The organism is uncultured Bradyrhizobium sp. (assembly GCF_936943645.1).
GTDB lineage: Bacteria > Pseudomonadota > Alphaproteobacteria > Rhizobiales > Xanthobacteraceae > Bradyrhizobium.
The window spans coordinates 76,512-94,559 of record NZ_CAKZJO010000041.1 but is presented as its reverse complement, the minus strand read 5'-3'; the positions used below and the strand labels follow the sequence as shown (position 1 = coordinate 94,559).

Here is an 18,048-nt window from a genome sequence, read left to right as displayed (position 1 = left end):
GTCCTGTGGTTATGGGTCCCGGATCTGCGCTTACGCTTGTCCGGGACGACAGCGGTGACGGAAGCGGGCGTTGAACCAAACCCTGCCTTCCCAGACTCACTCCTGATGACAACCCTGACCGACGACCGTCGTGTACGCGCGCGTGATGCGTCGCCTGCACGACATTTTTATCTCCACATGGCCCTGGCCTGCGCTGCCACGGCTTTTCTCGGTTTCGCACCGACCTATTGGGTGCCGCTCGCCCACCGGACATTCTCCGCAAGTCCCGTGATTCACTTTCACGGATTCTTGTTCTTCACATGGTCGCTCTATTTCGTGCTGCAGACCTGGCTCGCGGCCTCGGGCCGCATAGTCAACCACCGCTCGCTCGGCATCGCCGGCGTCTCGCTTGCGACAGCGATGACGATCTTCGGCTTCCTCGCCTCCGTTCACGTGATGCAGCATTCCGCCGCGCTCGGGCAGCGCGAGGCCGGCATCGGTTTCTCGATCGTGCCGATGAGCGGGATCGCGTTCTTCGCGATCGTGTTCGTGCTGGCGATCGTGAACACGCGCAAGCCCGAGATCCACAAGCGGCTGATGCTGCTCGCAGCGGTCTCGATCCTCGACGCCGCGATCGCGCGCTGGTTCCTGACCTTCCTCGCTCCTCCCGGACCGCCCGGCCCGCCGCCGGTGCCGGTGACGATCGCGCCGGCCGTCGTCGCCTCGCTGCTGCTCGTCGTCGCCATGATACGCGACTGGCGCACCGAGGGCCGCGTGCATCCGGTCTACATCTACGGCACGCTCGCGCTGCTGGCGGTGAAGGTGCTGAACTGGCCGATCAGCGAGACCGCCGCGTGGCACGCCTTTGCCGGCGGGATCTTGGCGCTGGCGCAGTAGCCACCGCTGTCGTCCCGGACAAGCGAAGCCCCAGGCAACGCGCAGCGTTGACTGGGGCGAAGCGCCGATCCGGGACCCATAACCACAGGCAGATGTGGTTACGGGACTCGGAGTTACCGTTTAACGAGACAACCTGACCCTGTGGTTATGGGTCCCGGGTTCGCGCCCTGCGCGCCCCGGGACGACAGCGGAGCGTGAGGCGGCTACGCCCCCGCCTTGCACGTGATCCCGCCGTCCACCACGAGCTCGATCCCCGTCACATATTTCGACTCGTCGGAGGCCAGGAACAGTGCGGCGTTGGCGACGTCGAAGGCGTCGCCCATGTGGCCCATCGGCACCTGCGCATCGCGCGCGCGCCACATCGCCTCGACATCGCCCTTGGCGTAGCTGTTGGCAAGACCTGCGGAATGCTCGACCATCGGCGTCTTCATCAGACCGGGCAGGATTGCATTGACCCGGACGTGATGGCGCGCGAATTCGATCGCGGTGGTGCGCGTCATCTGGTTCATCGCCGCCTTCGAGGTGCCGTAAGTGACGTAGGAGATACCCATGTGGCGGATCGAGGCGATCGAGGAGATGTTGATGATCGAGCCGCCGCCCTGCTTCACCATGACGGGGATGACGTGCTTCATGGCGAAATAAGCGCTCTTGAGGTTGACGCTGAAGACGCGGTCCCAGCTTTCCTCGGTGACCTCGACCACGCTGCCCATCTCGGCGATGCCGACATTGTTGTCGAGCACGTCGATGCGGCCATAGGCCTTCAGGCATGCCGCCACCATCGCCTCGATCTCGCTCGCGCGGGACACGTCGGCGGTGAACGCCGTCGCCTTGCCGCCCTCGCCGGTGATGATCTTCGCGGTCTCCTCGGCGGCTGCGCCGTTGCGATCGACGCAAAACACCTGCGCGCCTTCGCGCGCGAAGGTCACCGCGGTCGCCTTGCCGTTGCCCCAGCCGGGTCCGATCGAGCCGGCCCCCACCACCATCGCAACCTTGCCCTTGAGCCGATCCATCGCGTGTCTCCTTTTGTTGTTCTTGTAGCCCGAATGAACGCAGCGATAACCGGGGACAGTGCTCCCCCATGTCGCTGCGCTCATGCGGGCTACGGATTGTCGCAGACTTTCATCGTGGTGACGTTAGCACCAATGGGATGCCCGACAATCTCCGACAGCGTCTGGCATTGTCCGTCATGGCACAGCCGCCATTCCCCGGCCGCGCCGGAATTGCCGAGCACCACCTCCGGCATCGGCGCTCGCTTCGGCTGCCATTGAAACCAGCCGTCGACCAGCCGCGCTTCCGGCGGCGGCTCCATGCCGGGGCCGGTGCCCTTGACGCGGGCCTGCACCAGCTCGAGACCCGCGGGCGTGACGCGCCAGTCTTCCTGCCAGTCGACCTTCGCGATCGAATGCGTCCACACCAGCGTGAACGCGGACAGCGCCAGCGTCTTCACGCCGAACGCCGTTGCGAAGCAGAGGCTCACACCGCCTCGACAGGCGCCGGCGGACGCTGCCGCCACTGCCACAGCACGAGCGCGGCAGCGAGCACGAAGCCGGCGGTGTCGCTGAACGCAAATTCGCCGAGCAGGCAGAACGCAGCGCCGAGCGCGACCAGGCGCTCGACGAGCGTCAGCTTCGTGAACAGAAAGCCGATCGCGACCATGCCGAACAGGGCGATCGCCACCAGTGCCTTCACGCTCGCCAGCGCCACCGCGCCATAGAAGCCGAGCTTGGCTGCCATGGGATCGCCGGCCTGCAGCATCAAGGCCGGCGAATAGACGAAGATGAAGGGGATGACATAGCCGGCAAGCGCGATGCGCATCGCCTCCCAACCGATCTTGTCCGGATTCTCCTTCGCGATCGGCGCCGCCGCGAGCGCGGCCAGCGCAACCGGCGGCGAGAGATCGGCCATGATGCCGTAATAGAAGGCGAACATGTGGCTCGCGATCAGCGGCACGCCGAGCTTGGCCAGCGCGGGCGCCGCCAGCGCAGCCGTGATGATGTAGGTCGGGATGGTCGGAATGCCCGTGCCAAGCAGGATCGACAGCAGCATGGTCATGATCAGCGCCAGGAACAGGCTCTTCTCGCCGAGCCCGATCACCCAGCCGCCGAAGATGGTGCCGACGCCGGTCTGCGACATCATGCCGATGATGACGCCGACGATGGCGCAGGCCATGCCGACGGTGATGGCGGATTTGGCGCTCTCGGCCAGCGCGTCGCGGCACTCGCGCAGGGCCCTGAACCCGCCACGCACGAACGCGGTGATCAGGATCAGACCGACCACGACGCTCGCAACCGGCACGATCTTGAGCCCGTCACGCGACAACGCGGCAACGACCAGTGCAAGCCCGACCCAGAAGATGATGCGGATCGCATTCGAGGGGGCGCCCGTCGTGATGGCAGTGCCGAGGATCAGCGCCACGGTCAGCGCCAGGCCCATGCTGCCGGCATAGAGCGGCGTAAAACCTTCGAACAGCATATAGACCAGGGCTGCGAGCGGCAGCACCAGGTACCAGCCCTTCACAAGCGCTTTCCAGGCGCTCGGTGTTTCCGAGCGCTTCATGCCGGTGAGGCCGTGCTTGCCTGCCTCCAGATGCACCATCCAGAAGGCCGAGGCGAAGTAGAGGATCGCGGGGATCGCGGCCGCCTTGACGATCTCCGAATATTGCACGCCGAGCGTCTCGGCCATGATGAAGGCGACCGCGCCCATCACCGGCGGCATGATCTGGCCGCCCATCGAGGCCGTGGCCTCGACGCCCGCGGCGAACGCGCGGCGATAGCCGAACCGGATCATCAAGGGAATCGTGAACTGGCCGACGGTGACGACGTTGGCGACGCCGGAGCCGGAGATCGTCCCCATCATGCCCGAGGCGAACACCGCGACCTTGGCGGGGCCGCCGCGGGTCCTGCCGAACAGGCCGAGCGAGACATCGGTGAAGAGCTGGATCATGCCGGCGCGCTCCAGGAACGAGCCGAACAGGATGAACAGGAAGATGTAGGTCGCCGACACGTAGATCGGCACGCCGTAGAAGCCCTCGGTGCCGAACGACAGATGCGTGATGATCTGGTCGAAATCATAGCCGCGATGATTGAGCGGCGACGGCAGATATTGGCCGAAGAACCAGTAGACGAGGCAGGCCCCGCACATCAGCGGCAGCGCCGCGCCCATCAGACGCCGCGTGCCCTCGAAGATCAGCACGGCCAGCACAGTGCCGACCACGAGATCGAGCCGCGTCGGATCGCCGTCGCGGGCGATCAGATCGGCATAGAAGATCCACTGGTAGAGCCCGCAGAAGAAGCCGGCAGCACCGATCGCCCAGCCGAGCGCACGGCCGGCATTGCTCTTCGCGGTGAAGTTGGCGATCAGGCCGAAGGTGAGCAGGACCAGGAAGCCGACATGGACGCCGCGCACCACCTGGCTCGGCAGGTAGTTGAAGGCGGCGACATAGAGCTGGAAGGTGGCGAAGGCGATGCCGATCCAATAGGCGAGCGCGCCCCACCCGCGCGGGCCGAAGCCTTCCGGGAAACCGTGCTCGAAATTGTCGAACTCGACCTTGACCTTCTCGGGGGCCGACGCCGTACCCTCTGCCTGTTCCAGCATCCTAAATCGTCCTCAGCCCTGTGCGGGCAATTGTAACATCGGCACCGCCGCCGCACCCGTCATGGCCGGGCTTGTCCCGGCCATCCACGGCCTGAAAGTGCGTCCAAGAACGTGGATGCCCGGGACATCTGGCGCGAAGACGCGCTTCGCGCTTTTGCCCCGGGCATGACGTCGGCGGATGAGGCTGATTACTTGATCAGCCCTTTTTCCTTGTAATAGCGGATTGCGCCGGGGTGCAGCGGGACCGGGCTGCCGCTGGCGGCGGTCTCGAGCTTGATCTCCTTGCCGGCCGCGTGCGCATTCTGCAGTTCCGGCAGCGATTCGTAGACCAGCTTGGTCATCTGATAGGCGAGATCGTCCGACACGGCGGAGCTGGTGACGAGATAGTTGATCACGGCCGCAGTCGGCACGTCCTTGTCCTGGCCGGTATAGGTGTTGGCCGGGATGATCGCCGAGACGAAGGGCGGGCCGATCTTGTCGACGGTCTCCTTCGGCACCGACACCACGGTGATCGGGCTCGAGGTCGAGAGGTCCTTCAGCGAGGCGACGCCGAGGCCGGCCGATTGCAGCGTCGCTGCGAGCTGGCGATTCTTCATGAGGTCGACGGATTCGGCGAAGGGCAGATATTCGACCTTGCCGAGGTCCTTGTAGCTCATGCCGGCGGCGGCCAGGATCGCGCGCGAATTCAGCTCCGTGCCCGATTTCGGCGCGCCGACGGAAAGGCTCTTGCCCTTGAGGTCGGCGAGCGTCTTGATGCCGCTATCGGCCGTCGCGACGATCTGGATGTAGTTCGGGTAGATCGCGCCGATGGTACGGAGCTTGTCGAGCTTGGTCTTGAAGCCCGCCTCCTCCTCGCCGTCCCAGGCCGCTTTCAGCGAATCGCCCAGCGTGAACGCCAGCTCGCCGCGGCCCTGCTGCAGCAGGATCAAATTCTCGACCGACGCCTTGGTGGCCTGCACCTGCGTCTTCACGTTCGGAATCTTGTCGCCGTAAATCTTCCCGATCGCGACCCCGAGCGGATAATAGACGCCGGAGGTGCCGCCGGTCAGCACGTTGATGAAGGATTGCGCCTGCGCGCAAGGTGCCGACGCCGCCAGAGCCAGAGCTGCGGCCGCGCCGAAAATGGTCCGTTTCATGGTTGTTGTACTCCCCAAACCGGCCGCGAAATTGGCCGGATGAGGCGATCGGGTCAACCCATCCAAAAGACAAAACAGAACTGCGGGAAAGGGCCGTTCCGGCTCGACTTTTCGGGAACCCGGCGGCTGCGGCGACGTGGCGCAGTCGGATCCGGCGCATGTCGGGACATCGGGTCCAGACGCGCCAGCCTTCTACTGGAACGTCATGTCCAGGCACTTGGAGATGTCGGAGCCGAGGCCGGAGGAGATGATGATGCAGCCGCGCACCTTCTGCGCGGTCACGTCAGCGGCCCAGATCGAATAGCCGCCGGGCCCGAAGAACGAGTTGGTGTTCGGCGGCTCGGTCTCGGTGGCGTCGAAATCATAGTGGCCGTCGGCCTCGAAGATGCGCGGCTTCTTGATGCAGCCGCCATCGGTCTGGACGTTGATGACTTCCTTGTTGTCGCGGGTCAGCGCGAGCGAGACCTGGCAGCGGAAATATTCCGAGGTCCTGGTGTTGAAGAGATAGGTGTAGGACTTGCAGGTCGCGGTGTTCAGCTTGCCCGGGGCGAGGCCGCGGCTGCACGAAATGCGCTGGTTGTGGCTGAGCTGGTAGTCATCGGCCCGGGCGGCCGGCGCCAGCGCCGTCAATGACAATGCAGCAGCCCAGCAGAGTTTAATCACATGGCGCATCCGAATCATCCCTACCCATGATTTTGTCGAGTTGCGTTCTAGACGGAAAGCGGAACATAGTCGCGAGGGGACGCGGGGAAAATCACAAACTGCTGGGCAAGACGTGATGCGCTGCGGCGCTTTCGCAAATTGACCCGGGCATACCGTTCGTGATTTGTTCAAGCCCGATGCCCCACGACGGGGGAGGATGGATCATGGCATTTTCAACGAAGACATTTGCACCTGTTTCGATTGCACTCGTCACGCTGCTTGGCAGTTTCGCCGGGCCCGCCGTCGCACAAGCGCCGGCAACGCCGTGGGAGCTCAAGCCCGATACCGGCTACGCCTATGACAAGGACGGCAAGACCTTTTCCTACAAGATGGGCACCAGCAACGCCGGCGAGCTCCTGAAGGGCGCCAAGAAGGTCCCGCGCGGCACGCTGTTCTTCATCGGCCACAACGGCCAGCTCTACATGCGCAGCGGCCCGTATCTGGAAGGCGACGGCAAGTTCAAGTTCGGGCCGGATCAGTAATCCCTTCCTGTCGTCCCGGGGCGCGCGAAGCGCGAACCCGGGACCCATAGCCACAGGAAGGAGTCGTGGCGCGAAGTCGGTAACCACGAGTCTTCGCCAAATCTAATTCTGTGGCTATGGGTCCCGGATCTGCGCGCGCTTGAGGCGCGCTTGTCCGGGACGACACCGATTTCTAAAACGCCGCCGCCAATTCCCTTGCGCCGGGTTTGCCGCTGTTCGAATCCATCCGGTCGTCCGTCACCGCCAGCAGCTTGGCCACCGTGTTGTGGCGGATCGCGACGGGGTTGCGCTCATAGCCGCCGCGCTGGAAGAAGTTCGAGGTCGGCACCTGCTCGCGCATCGCCTGCGGCATCGTCACCATGTCGAGCCCGGTGCCGTCGCCGGTGAGGTTCATCATCTCGAGCTCGGCCGCGGTGAGCGGACGGGTGTAGCCCTTGGCGCGGGCGAACAGCACCGAGGTCAGCAGCTTGTGGGTCTGCAGCATGGGACCGACATCGATGTCGAGCACCATCGCGTGCATGGCCCAGCCCTGCGCGGTGTTGCCGATCTTCTCGTGCTCCGACCAGGTGTCGGGCACCGACTTCGCATGCGCCACCATCTTCTTGAGCACGACGAGCTTGTGCTCGAGCGCCTGCCGCGCCGGCCCTGACATACGCGCAACCTTCTCGGAAAGGGCGCGAATGAGCTCGTGACCCTGCTCGGCCAGCAGCTCGACGCTGTTGGTGGTCAGGAGCTGGTTGTAGCCCATCGCGGTCGAGATCGCGCGCTTGCCGCCATGCTCGATGCCCGCCTGCACATCGTGACTGCCGGTGCCGCCAGTCTCGAACGAATAGACCCGCACCGCCTGCTCGCGCGTCAGCCCGGAGGCGAGCGCGTAGCGCGCATAGGCGCGCTTGAACTCGACCTCGCTGGAGGGACGCTGCGGCGTGAACTGATAGAGCTCCTGCGCCGCGCGCAGGAAATCGGAGACGACGGGGATCGGTTTGCGGGGCGGCCGGTCCGGCGTTTCCTCCGGCTCCGGATTCACCGGCTTCTTCGGCCCGTTATAAAGCGGCGGATGCTCCAGCACGTAGTCGTCGAGCGTGATCTGCTGCCCGCTGCGCCGCTTGGCGTTGCGGCCCTTCCGCTTCTCCGAGATCTGGCTCCAATAGGCCCCAGCCTCGGCGTCGAAGGCCGCGCGCGCCGCCTGGTACTCCGCCAGCTTGCGGCGATATTCGAGCACGGCCGGCGAAGCCCCACCTTGCGCGAAAAACTGCGACAGCAGCTGGGCGTTGGCATTGCGGACGGCCGGCGGCAGCACGTCGGCCTCGCCGCCGCGCGCGGACGGCGTGATCAGGACGAGCGCGAGTGGAACCAGCGCCAATTTGTTTCGAATCGATCGATGCATGCCGCCCTCTTAGCAGGCATCCGGTAACCGTCACGTTAACGCGCCGTTTACCATCACTTCCAGGCAAATACCGGCTGTTCCAGCTCCGTGACGCGGGTCTGCCGCCCCGCCAGCACCTCGCGGAACTGGTAGATCAGGGCCGCCGTCGGCGCGTGGATCAGGCTCATCTGGTGATGGAAGCGGATCACACGGCGGCTGCTTTCGGGGATCCCTGTGAAATCGAAGGCCTCATCGCGCTCGATCGTCGCGAGCGCGATGCGATGGACCGAGGCGACCTCGTCCGGGTTCGGCCGGATCGCGACACTGTCGGCAGCCCACACCACGACAGGCGTGATCAGATAGCCGGAGCGGGTCGGGTAATCGTCGAGCAGGCCGAGCACCGCCTCGGCCGAAAGTTTGAGCGCGAGCTCTTCGTCCAGCTCGCGCAGCGCCGCTTCGACCGGCGTCTCGCCGGCATCGCAGCGTCCGCCGGGCAGGGCCCATTGTCCGCGATGCGAACGCAAGCTCGACGCGCGCCGCGTGAGCAGGAAGGCCGTGTCGTCGCCGTCACTGGATTCGGTCAGCGCCAGCACCACGGCGGCGCGCTTCAGCGCCGACGGCTCAGCCGTTTCGGGCAGCCGCGCGAAGGAGGCGCAGGCGGCTTCGATATTCCGTCTGGTGGCATCGCCGAAAGGTCTCATGATGCTTGACTACACCAGGACTGCATCTGATGAAACGAGGAGAGAGACGCGCTGCAGGGATGGACGGAGCAATGACGAGCAAGACCGCCGCAAGGCTCAAATCGGAGGGCTGGAGCATTCTTGAGACCACCGGCTTCATGCACCTGGTCGGTCCCCTGTGGGAGCGCAAAGTCGACGGCCATTACGAGTTCGCGCTCGCGACCGAGGACAAGCACCACAACCGCCGCGGCATGGTCCAGGGCGGCGTGATGATGACCTTCGCCGACCGCACCTGCGGCATGACCGCCCGCTACACCTCCGGCAAGGAATACATGGCGACCGTGCAGCTCGACACCCATTTCGTCGAGGCCGGCCAGATCGGCGACATCCTGATCTCCCGCCCCCGCGTCGTGCGCTCGACCCGCAGCCTGATCTTCATGAGCACGGAAGTGACGGTGGACGGCCGCTGCATCGTGATGGCGAACGGCGTGTTCAAGATTCTGAAGGGGCCGGGGTAGGCAAAGCGGTCAGGCTGCCACCGCAGCCCACTACACGCTCCGCCGTCATCCCCGCGAACGCGGGGATCCATAACCCCAGGGAGGAGTCGTAGCGCACCGCCGCCAACTTCGAGTCTTCGCCAAACGCAATCCTGTGGTTATGGGTCCCGGATCTGCGCGCGCTTGAGGCGCGCTTGTCCGGGACGACGAGAAGAGACGGCAGTTCTGGATTGCTTCGCTGCGCTCGCAATCACGACCGTTGCTGGCTATGCTGCCCTCAACCAATATCGAGGACCCACCCATGCAATACCGTCAGCTCGGCCGCAGCGGCCTGAAAGTGTCGCCGATCTGCCTGGGCTCCATGATGTTCGGCGGGCCGACCGATGAAGCCACGTCCAAGCGGATCATCGACAAGGCGCGCGGCGCCGGCATCAATTTCATCGACACGGCGGATGCCTATTCGAAGGGTGCATCCGAAGAGGTGGTCGGCCGCGCCATCGCCAATGATCGCAATGCCTGGGTGCTCGCGACCAAGCTCGCCAATCCCATGAACACTGGGACGGGGAACGATCCCAACCGCGTCGGCCTGTCGCGCCGCTGGGTGCTGCAGGCCGCCGACGAAAGCCTGAAGCGGCTCGGCACCGACCACATCGACATCTACTATCTGCACAAGGAAGACCATGCGACGCCGCTGGAGGAGACGGTGCGCGCGATGGGCGACCTGATCCGCGCCGGCAAGGTGCGCTATTTCGGCGTCTCGAACTACCGTGCCTGGCGCGTCGCCGAGATCTGCAACATCTGCGACCGGCTCGGCATCGACCGTCCCGCGGTGAGCCAGCCCTATTACAACGCCATGAACCGCATGCCCGAGGTCGAGCACTTCCCGGCCTGCTCCTATTACGGCCTCGGCATCGTGCCCTACAGTCCGCTGGCGCGCGGCGTGCTCACCGGCAAGTACAAGCCGGACGCCGCCCCCGACAAGGAGACGCGCGCCGGTCGCAACGACACCCGCATGATGCAGACCGAATGGCGACCTGAGTCGCTCCAGCTCGCGCAGGAGATCAAGCTTCACGCCGAGAAGAAGGGCATCACCGCCGGCCAGTTCGCCGTCGCCTGGGTGCTCAACTCCGCCTTCGTCTCCTCGATCGTCGCAGGCCCGCGCACCGAGGAGCAGTGGGATGGTTACATCAGCGCACTCGGCTATCGTTTCACCGGAGATGACGAGGCGCTGATCGACCGGCTGGTCGTGCCGGGACATCCCTCGACGCCGGGCTACAACGACCCCGCCTATCCGATCGAAGGCCGCCGCACACGGACCGCCTGAACCTTCGCGAGACGAAGATGGCACACGAAGACCGCTACGGCCTGCCGCTCTCAACCACCTCTCACGACGCCGCGGCGGCTTATCGCGAAGGCGTCGACCTCATGCTCGCGGGCTGGACCGGCATGGCGGAGACGCTCGAGCGCGCCATTGCCGCCGATCCTGACTTCGCGCTTCCCCATATCGCGCGCGCCCGCGTGCACGCCTTCTACCAGCAGGGCGATCTCGCAAGGAGCAAGGCGGCGCTCGCGCGCCAGTTGGTCGCCAAGCGCGGCACGGAGCGTGAGCGCTCGCATGTCGAAACGCTGGCGCTTGCGGTCGAGGGCCGGCTGCCGGAGGCGATCGCATCGACGCTGAAGCACATCGAGAGCTGGCCGCGCGATGCCATGGTGCTGTCGCTGCCGCTCGGCGCGTTCGGCCTGTTCGCCTTCTCCGGCATGGCCGACCACGACCGCGCGCGGCACGAGCTGTGCGAGCGCGTGGCGCAGCATTACGGCGAGGACTGGTGGTTCCTCACCATGTCCGGCTGGGCCATGACCGAGAATGGCGACGTCGCGCGCGGCCGCAGCGTGACCGAGCGCGGCTTCAATCTGCGCCGAGCCAATGCCCACGCCGCGCACGCGGTGCTGCATGCGATGTTCGAGGACGGCTCGATCGACGCCGCCGACCGCCTCGTCGAGGCGTGGATTCCCTCCTACGACCGCGCCGGCATCCTGCACGGCCATATTCGCTGGCACCAGGCGCTCGGCGCGCTCGAGCACGGCGATGCGGCACGCGCGCGCGCGATCTATTCCGACGTGCTCCGGCCCACCGCCACGCAGGCACCGCCGCTCAACGTCATCACCGACGCCGCCTCGCTGCTGTGGCGGCTGTCGGCATATGGCCACACCGTGCCGAGGGCGCTCTGGCTCGAGGCTGACGCCACCGCGCAAAAACTGTTCCCGAAGTCGAGCCTGTCCTTTGCCGACGTCCACATGGCGCTGTTCGCGGCGGCGACGCAAAACCATGCAGCCCTCAGCGCGCGGCTTGCGACCATCGAGCAGCGCCTCGCCGACGGCAAGCTGCCGGCCGGCCCCGTGGTCCCTGCGATTTTTCGCGCGCTGGCAGCCTTCGCGGACGAAGACTACGCCTCATGCGTCAAAACGCTCGCGCCTGTCCTCGCCGAAGTCGTGCGGATCGGCGGCAGCCACGCCCAGCGCGAGCTGGTCGAGGACACTTACATCGTTGCGCTGATCCGGAGCAACGCATTCGCCGAGGCCCGCGCCGCGCTGGACCGAAGGCTGCATCGCCGTCCTTCACAGCGTGACACACAGTGGCAGCTTCTGGCCGCCGGCTGAGCGGGCAACGCTAAAGCGCGACGGCTCGATCCGAGCCGTCGCGCCCTGCTCTTCTCGCGCGGTCACAGGCCGTTACGCAGCATCCTGCCCGGGCGCGCCGTGATCGACCAGCTCATTGCGGCGGGCCCCGTTGCGCGCGGCCACGGCGGCAACCGGCGGCTTGACGGCCGTCGCCTTGCGCGGCGCCGGCACCTGCTTCGGCCTGATCGGCTGCTCGTCATAGCGCCCGTCCAGGTGCCCGTTGATGACATCCCAGATCTGACGCAGCCGGCGCACGTGCAGATCGTCGCGGATGTAGGCCACGATGGCCTGCAGCGCATCCGCGTCGTTCAGCGGAACCTCGCTGCCCGTAGCGACGGCATCTGCCGGGACCGCCTCGAATTTGGGGGCGTATTTGGCCTCGACATGCAGCAGGACATGAATGAGCCGCTGCCGCAGCAGCGGATTCTTCAGGCAGCGTTCGAGATCGAAGATCGTGCGGATGTTCATCTCCCGCAGCTTGCGCGTCCGTTCCGGGCCGACGGCGAGGATGAGCTGCGCCTGCGCAACCCAGTCCATGACCTCGTAGAGCCCATAGGGGGTCTCCACGAAGATCTGGATCGGGTTGATGGTCGCAAGATTCTGCACGTCCTCGATCTCGAACTCGCCGAGGCGGAGCTTCATGAACGGGTCGATCCCGAGGATCATGTCGAGCGGGAGCTCCTCCTGGAGCGCCTTGCTCGCCGAGCTCACCCGGCGCAGCCGGATCCATGGAAACTTCGCGATCAGCACGCTGATGAAAAGGTCGGGGAAGAAGCCGATGACGAATGCCAGGGCAACCTGCGCACTGTCGCCGAGATAGGTCATGAAGCCGGATTGCCAAACCGCCGCGGTCACGAAGATCGCGAGCAGGATGTGGAAGAACGACTGGAAGAACGAAATCGGCGACAGATCGAAATTCGCAATCCTTCTGATCAGATACTGGATCGACCAGATGTAGCTGCTGATGAACGCGTAGGTGATCATCCCGTCCGGCGTACCGCGCGGCGTCCAGAAGTTGGAGACGTAGTTGGCGGGCTTGGCCACGCCATGCGGCGCGATGTCTTGCCTGAACGCGAACTCGAAGCAGAGATAGGTCAGCAGGACGTAGATCGCGACCGGGAAGATGTAGAACCGGATTGCGTTGGAGTCGGGATCCGTGGCCTGCCGCTCCGGGTTTGCTTCAGGATCGTATTTGTATTTGACCAGCTCGAACGACGGCAGGATGAGCGGCCGTCCGCCGACTTTCGCAAATTGAAAGAGTCTCTCGAGGTCGCGCACGATTTCGCGCCGGCTCGCACGCACGTTCATGCGACCGATATAGACGCCGACGGGAACGATGAGACTGAAGAGAGCGATGGACAATGCACGAAGGAAAGTATCGAATTCGAAATTCATGACGCACTCCTCACGCGGCAGGAGGAAAACAATCAGGAGAAGAAAAATCAGAACAGGAAAATAATCAGGAGAAGAAAAATGTAGTGCAATCAACCTCTACGAGACTACGTGCAAAGCCCGATTGGCTCAAGCCCCGACGGCGGCCCCGCCGTGCCGACGATGGAGCCAGCCATTCCGGGGGGGGGGGCGCGCGCTGGGCCCGCCCCTGCTCGGCCCGGTCCCCGCGAGGTGCCCGCCACCATCCCTGCCACGAAAAAAACACCGGCCTGGCGGCAAGTGCCGGCCGGACGGATGGGGCGATTTGGGCGAATCGCCGTCGGGGTGTGGCGCGGTGGTATTCCAGACAGGTCTTGCAGAACAAACGGGATCGCAACCAATTTGCGGTTCGATGGTTATGATGCGGGACTTTTCCGCCAGCACGGCCCTCTGGCACGCGAGCCTGACGATGCGCCTCCGCCGACCGGTCCTCGCCGCCTTGGTCATGGGCTTGGCAAGTCCATGTCTGGCAAGTCCTTGTTTTGCCGAAACTTCCAAACCGATCCCGGTCAACAATCCGCCGGCGCAGCAGACTGCCTTCATCGACATGCTCGCGCTGATGTCCGGCCACTGCAAGACGTTCAAGGTCGCCGGCCGCTCCTTCGCCTGCAAGACGGTGGCCTACGCCCATGGCGACAAGGGCCGGGTCAATTTCGCGGTCGCGGTCGACGATCCCTCCGACGCCAATCACGTCGTGTCGTTCTCCGGCGAGAACGGCAAGCGCGCCGACGACAATTCCTACGAGCTGCCGATCGACCGCATGCTGCTCAACTCCAAGGACCGCCCCAAGGTCGACGGCCTGCCGGTGCCGGCCGAGCAGATCTCCACTGGCCTCTGCCGCCAGACTGGAAACTTCGCTGCCAGGAAAGTGAACGACGTTACCTGCTCGGCGACCGACAACGAAGGTCGTCTATATGAACTGCTGTTCGTCTCCGACGGTACGCCGGTGAGCGTGCGCCGCATCCGGCAATCGTCACCCTCGATCCAGGATCCGTTCAAGTAGCGGCACTTCGTCTCGCTCTGCTTCGCCGGTCGTGCGAACGCGCATCCTTCCGTTTGAAACTCCAGTTCCGGCTTGTATGCTCTTGCGTGCGTCCTCATCGAGGAGGCGCGATTGCAACTGGAGGCGGGGCCGACGGTCCAGCAACGCGTATGATCACCGCCCTGGTCCGCATCCTGATCGTCTGCCTGCTCGCAAGCCTGTCGCGTGAGTGCATCGCGGCCGGCGGCAAGCCGCAGCGTTCGATCCTGGTGCTGGAAGAAGCCGATTTTCGCTCGCCTTTTTATTCCGATATCTTTGCCGGTATCCGCGCCGCCGCGAAGCAGAGCGGCACGGCTCACACGGTGACCTACGGTGAGAGCCTCGATCTCACCCGCTTTCCCGGACCCGATTACGAAGAGAGTCTGGTCGGCCACCTCAAGACCAAATATGCGCAGCGCCCGATCGACGTCATCGTTTCGATCGGCGTCGCATCGGCGAAATTCCTGCAGAAGCGCAAGCAGGAGATCTGGCCCGCCGCGCCCGTCGTCTACGGCTTCGTGCCTGATCTGCCCGAGACACGCGCGCTGTTCCTGCCCAACACGACGGCCGTCTTCGCCCGGGTGAGACCGGCACAGCTCTTGACCGCTGCCCGCGCCATCGTGCCCGACCTGAACCGTGTCGTCCTCGTCGGCGAGGCCTGGAAGAATCCGCTGACCTACGGCGTGTGGAAGCAGGATTTCGCGGCCGCAATGCCCGACCTCGAAGTCACCGATCTGTCCGGCGCCGTGCTGCGCGAGGTCCGCGATCACGTTGCCTCCTTGCCGGCCCGCTCTGCGATCCTGACCTCGGCGATATATTCCGACGGCGAAGGCACCTATTATTCCCCGGCCTCGGCACTCGCACGCGTCGCCGAGAAGGCTAACCGCCCGATCATCATCACGTCCGATACGTTTCTCGGGCGGTCGGGCGTGGGCGGCTTCCTGCTGCGGCCCGACATGATCGGACGGGAAGCCGGCGAATTGGCGATACGGATCCTCGACGGTGAAACGCCGTCGAGCATCGTGCCTTTCGGCGGGGACAACGTGAAGCCGATCTTCGACTGGCGGGAGATCAAGCGCTGGAACGTGGACGAAGCCAATCTGCCGCCCGGCAGCGAGGTGCGTTTCCGTGAGCCCACCTTCTGGGAGCAATATTCCTGGCACGTCACCGTGGTCGCGAGCGTCGTTCTGATGCAGGCGCTGATGATCACCATTCTGCTGCGCGAACGCCGCCTGCGCTTCGTGGCCGAGGTCGAGGCGCGTCAGCGCATGTCGGAGCTCGCCCATCTGAATCGCCGCGCCACCGCGGGCGAAATGTCCACCTCGCTCGCCCACGAGCTGAACCAGCCACTCGCCGCCATCCTGATCAATGCCGAAACGGCCCAGCAGCTCTTGCGCAATCCGGCGCCCGACCTCGGAGAGATCGAGGACATATTGGACCACATTCGACGGGACGATCAGCGGGCCGCCGAGATCATCAGCCGGCTGCGCTCGTTCCTGAAGCGGGACCCGACCGAACGCCGCGAGCTCGACCTCAATGCGATGGTCGGCGAGGTGTTTCGCTTCCTCTCCGTGCAGGCCTTGACGCACGATGTCGAGCTCGTGACGGAGCCCTCGCCTGCGGAGATCCGCGTCAAGGGCGACAAGGTTCAGCTCCAGCAGGCAATTCTGAACCTCGTCGTGAACGGCATCGATGCCGTGGCCCATCTTCCGGACAAGCGGCGCCGCGTCGTCGGCCGAACCAGCCTCGCCGACGGCAATGTGGCCCTCGTCTCCGTCGCTGATGCCGGCGACGGCATCCTTGCAGAGAAGGTGACGGAAATCTTCAGGCCGTTCTTCACGACCAAGGCGCAGGGTATGGGCATCGGCCTGTCGATCGCCCATACCATCGTCGAGGCGCATGGCGGCCGCATCTGGGCCGAGAACGCGCCGTCAGGGGGCGCCGTCTTCCACGTCAGCCTGCCGCTGGCAGCGCCGCGATAGCTCCTATCGCAGGCGCCGCCGTCACGCGAACGCCTTCTCCAGCGTCGCGAACATCACCGCGAGCGACTTGTCGTGCCGCGTGATCGGCGGCACCGGGCGATCGATCTTCATCAGCTGATAGACTGCCATCTGCGCCGCCCGCACCGAATATTCGACGGTGAACACGACGTCATCGGGGATTTCGACGAACTGGCTGACGAAAGCGAGGTTGACCGAGTTCTTCGGAACCGGCAGCGGCCGGTCCGTCAGGTTACGCGGCATGAACATGCTAGTGATGTAGGGCATGCGGCAGGGAACGCAGAGCGCGTCCTCGAACACATCAGGCTCGAAATTCAGATGGCCGCACAATTCCTTCAGGATGTCGGCGCCGCCGCAATCCGACATCGGCTTGGCGACGAAATTGCCGACGCGATCAGGATGCAACGCATAGCCCCAGAACACCTGAACGTTCTTCGGCTGTCCGGCGAAATGCGGCTGGTGATAGAGCACGACCGACATCAGCCAGTTGGAATCCCTGAACGTGACCAGCCCGCCGGTGCCGGCCCTGTTGCCGGAGAACGCCTCCATCCGGTCGAAGAACAGCGGATCGCGGCAAGTGACGGTGAAAGACAGCCAATAGGATTCGGGGATCGAAGCGTTGAAGGCGGCAGGATTGCCGAATTCGGCGTGTCCTTGCGCGATCGTCTCCCACAGCGCCCAGCCCTGGCTGTCCTTCTTGGTGAGACGCGGCGGCGGCTCGGTCATCGAGCCCAAACTCGAGGCGTCGGTCATCGAGCCGTTCTGGAAGAACACGAGGTCGTCGTCCTCGAGCCGGACATTGGCGATGCGGCCGTCGCGGTCCAGCACCAGCTGGCGCACCCGTAGGCGTCCGTTCTCGCTTTCGATCGCCATGTCAATGACCCGCGTCCCGCGCACGAACTGCACGCCCTGCCGCTTCAGCCAGTCGGCAAGCGGCCGCACGATCGCGTCATACTGATTGTAAACGGTGCGCTTGACGCCGCCGAGCGTCTCGATGCGCGGGAACTCGTTCATGAAGCGATGCAGATAGCGCTTCAGCTCGACCGCGCTGTGCCAGGGCTGAAACGCGAAGGTGGTCTGCCACATGTACCAGAAATTGGACTCGAAGAATTTCGGCGAGAGCCAATCGGTGATGCGGCTGTTGCCGAGCATCTCCTCCGAGGCCTCGGTGAGCCGCAGCAGCTCCAGCCGATCTCGCGCGGAAAAGCCCATATGCGAGACGTCGATTTTGAAGCGGTTACGGTCGACCAGCCGTGCCTTCGAGTCGGCCGGGTTCTCCAGGTTGAACGCGATGGTCTCATCGCGCACACTGAGGCCCGGATGCTCGAGCGAGGGAATGCTGGAGAGCAGATCCCAGGTGCATTCATAGTGGTCGGTGGTCAGCATGCGGCCGCCGCGCAGCGAATAGGCGCCGTTCGCGAGCAGCGCGCCATCGAGGCTGCCGCCGACCAGCGGCTGCGCCTCGTAGATCACGATGTCACGCCCTGCCTGTTGCGCGTCGCGGATCAGGAACGCCGCGCCCGCGAGCGATCCAATGCCACCGCCGATGAAATACGCCTTCATGACTTGCCTCGATTACGTGCG

Annotated in this window: 16 protein-coding genes; 7 read left to right on the top strand and 9 right to left on the bottom strand. The window is 64.8% G+C overall.

The features are described 5' to 3' along the window. Nucleotides 1–105: 105 nt before the first annotated feature. Nucleotides 106–876 carry a hypothetical protein gene (locus tag Q0743_RS05720; protein WP_298240608.1) on the top strand — a complete coding sequence of 257 codons (771 nt, stop codon included), beginning with the start codon at nucleotides 106–108 and terminating at the stop codon, nucleotides 874–876. A gap of 203 nt (nucleotides 877–1,079) precedes the next feature. Here the strand turns inward: Q0743_RS05720 and Q0743_RS05715 are convergent, their stop codons facing one another. From Q0743_RS05715 to Q0743_RS05695, 5 genes are all read right to left on the bottom strand, one after another. Next, nucleotides 1,080–1,886 carry an SDR family NAD(P)-dependent oxidoreductase gene (locus tag Q0743_RS05715; RefSeq protein ID WP_298240607.1) on the bottom strand — a complete coding sequence of 269 codons (807 nt, stop codon included), beginning with the start codon at nucleotides 1,884–1,886 and terminating at the stop codon, nucleotides 1,080–1,082. Nucleotides 1,887–1,975: 89 nt separating this feature from the next. Next, on the bottom strand, nucleotides 1,976–2,353 hold the full coding sequence (locus Q0743_RS05710; protein WP_298240606.1) for a DUF1850 domain-containing protein: 378 nt from the start codon (nucleotides 2,351–2,353) through the stop codon (nucleotides 1,976–1,978). Continuing rightward, nucleotides 2,350–4,470 (bottom strand): TRAP transporter permease, encoded by a 2,121-nt coding sequence (locus Q0743_RS05705; protein ID WP_298240605.1) that lies wholly within the window; start codon nucleotides 4,468–4,470, stop codon nucleotides 2,350–2,352. The genes Q0743_RS05710 and Q0743_RS05705 overlap by 4 nt, the downstream gene beginning before the upstream one ends. 188 nt (nucleotides 4,471–4,658) lie before the next feature. After that, nucleotides 4,659–5,606, bottom strand: a complete 948-nt coding sequence (locus Q0743_RS05700) for a TAXI family TRAP transporter solute-binding subunit (RefSeq protein WP_298240604.1) — start codon at nucleotides 5,604–5,606, stop codon at nucleotides 4,659–4,661. Nucleotides 5,607–5,798: 192 nt separating this feature from the next. Further along, nucleotides 5,799–6,278, bottom strand: a complete 480-nt coding sequence (locus Q0743_RS05695) for a hypothetical protein (RefSeq protein WP_298240603.1) — start codon at nucleotides 6,276–6,278, stop codon at nucleotides 5,799–5,801. Between the two features lie 194 nt (nucleotides 6,279–6,472). Between Q0743_RS05695 and Q0743_RS05690 the strand changes: the two genes are divergently transcribed. Beyond that, nucleotides 6,473–6,790: a hypothetical protein gene (locus tag Q0743_RS05690; RefSeq protein ID WP_298240602.1), complete on the top strand. Its 318-nt coding sequence runs from the start codon at nucleotides 6,473–6,475 to the stop codon at nucleotides 6,788–6,790. A gap of 172 nt (nucleotides 6,791–6,962) precedes the next feature. Here the strand turns inward: Q0743_RS05690 and Q0743_RS05685 are convergent, their stop codons facing one another. Continuing rightward, nucleotides 6,963–8,177, bottom strand: a complete 1,215-nt coding sequence (locus tag Q0743_RS05685) for a hypothetical protein (protein ID WP_298240601.1) — start codon at nucleotides 8,175–8,177, stop codon at nucleotides 6,963–6,965. 53 nt (nucleotides 8,178–8,230) lie between these two features. Continuing rightward, nucleotides 8,231–8,857: a CoA pyrophosphatase gene (locus tag Q0743_RS05680; protein WP_298240600.1), complete on the bottom strand. Its 627-nt coding sequence runs from the start codon at nucleotides 8,855–8,857 to the stop codon at nucleotides 8,231–8,233. A gap of 71 nt (nucleotides 8,858–8,928) precedes the next feature. Between Q0743_RS05680 and Q0743_RS05675 the strand changes: the two genes are divergently transcribed. From Q0743_RS05675 to Q0743_RS05665, 3 genes are all read left to right on the top strand, one after another. Continuing rightward, complete coding sequence (locus Q0743_RS05675; RefSeq protein ID WP_298240599.1) at nucleotides 8,929–9,354, top strand: PaaI family thioesterase; 426 nt, start codon at nucleotides 8,929–8,931, stop codon at nucleotides 9,352–9,354. Nucleotides 9,355–9,634: 280 nt separating this feature from the next. After that, nucleotides 9,635–10,657 (top strand): aldo/keto reductase, encoded by a 1,023-nt coding sequence (locus Q0743_RS05670; RefSeq protein WP_298240598.1) that lies wholly within the window; start codon nucleotides 9,635–9,637, stop codon nucleotides 10,655–10,657. A 17-nt stretch (nucleotides 10,658–10,674) separates the two neighbouring features. Beyond that, a complete protein-coding gene (locus Q0743_RS05665; RefSeq protein WP_298240597.1) occupies nucleotides 10,675–11,991 on the top strand; it encodes a tetratricopeptide repeat protein in 1,317 nt (438 codons plus the stop codon). A gap of 72 nt (nucleotides 11,992–12,063) precedes the next feature. Here the strand turns inward: Q0743_RS05665 and Q0743_RS05660 are convergent, their stop codons facing one another. After that, nucleotides 12,064–13,407 carry a hypothetical protein gene (locus Q0743_RS05660; RefSeq protein WP_298240596.1) on the bottom strand — a complete coding sequence of 448 codons (1,344 nt, stop codon included), beginning with the start codon at nucleotides 13,405–13,407 and terminating at the stop codon, nucleotides 12,064–12,066. Between the two features lie 445 nt (nucleotides 13,408–13,852). Between Q0743_RS05660 and Q0743_RS05655 the strand changes: the two genes are divergently transcribed. Both Q0743_RS05655 and Q0743_RS05650 read left to right on the top strand, forming a co-directional pair. Next, the gene (locus tag Q0743_RS05655; RefSeq protein ID WP_298240595.1) at nucleotides 13,853–14,446 is read left to right on the top strand and encodes a hypothetical protein; all 594 of its coding nucleotides are present in this window, start codon (nucleotides 13,853–13,855) and stop codon (nucleotides 14,444–14,446) included. 149 nt (nucleotides 14,447–14,595) lie between these two features. Beyond that, the gene (locus Q0743_RS05650) at nucleotides 14,596–16,446 is read left to right on the top strand and encodes a sensor histidine kinase (protein WP_298240594.1); all 1,851 of its coding nucleotides are present in this window, start codon (nucleotides 14,596–14,598) and stop codon (nucleotides 16,444–16,446) included. Nucleotides 16,447–16,467: 21 nt separating this feature from the next. On the opposite strand, the gene Q0743_RS05645 is transcribed toward Q0743_RS05650, so the two are convergent. Beyond that, nucleotides 16,468–18,027 carry an oleate hydratase gene (locus Q0743_RS05645; RefSeq protein WP_298240593.1) on the bottom strand — a complete coding sequence of 520 codons (1,560 nt, stop codon included), beginning with the start codon at nucleotides 18,025–18,027 and terminating at the stop codon, nucleotides 16,468–16,470. Nucleotides 18,028–18,048: the final 21 nt, after the last annotated feature.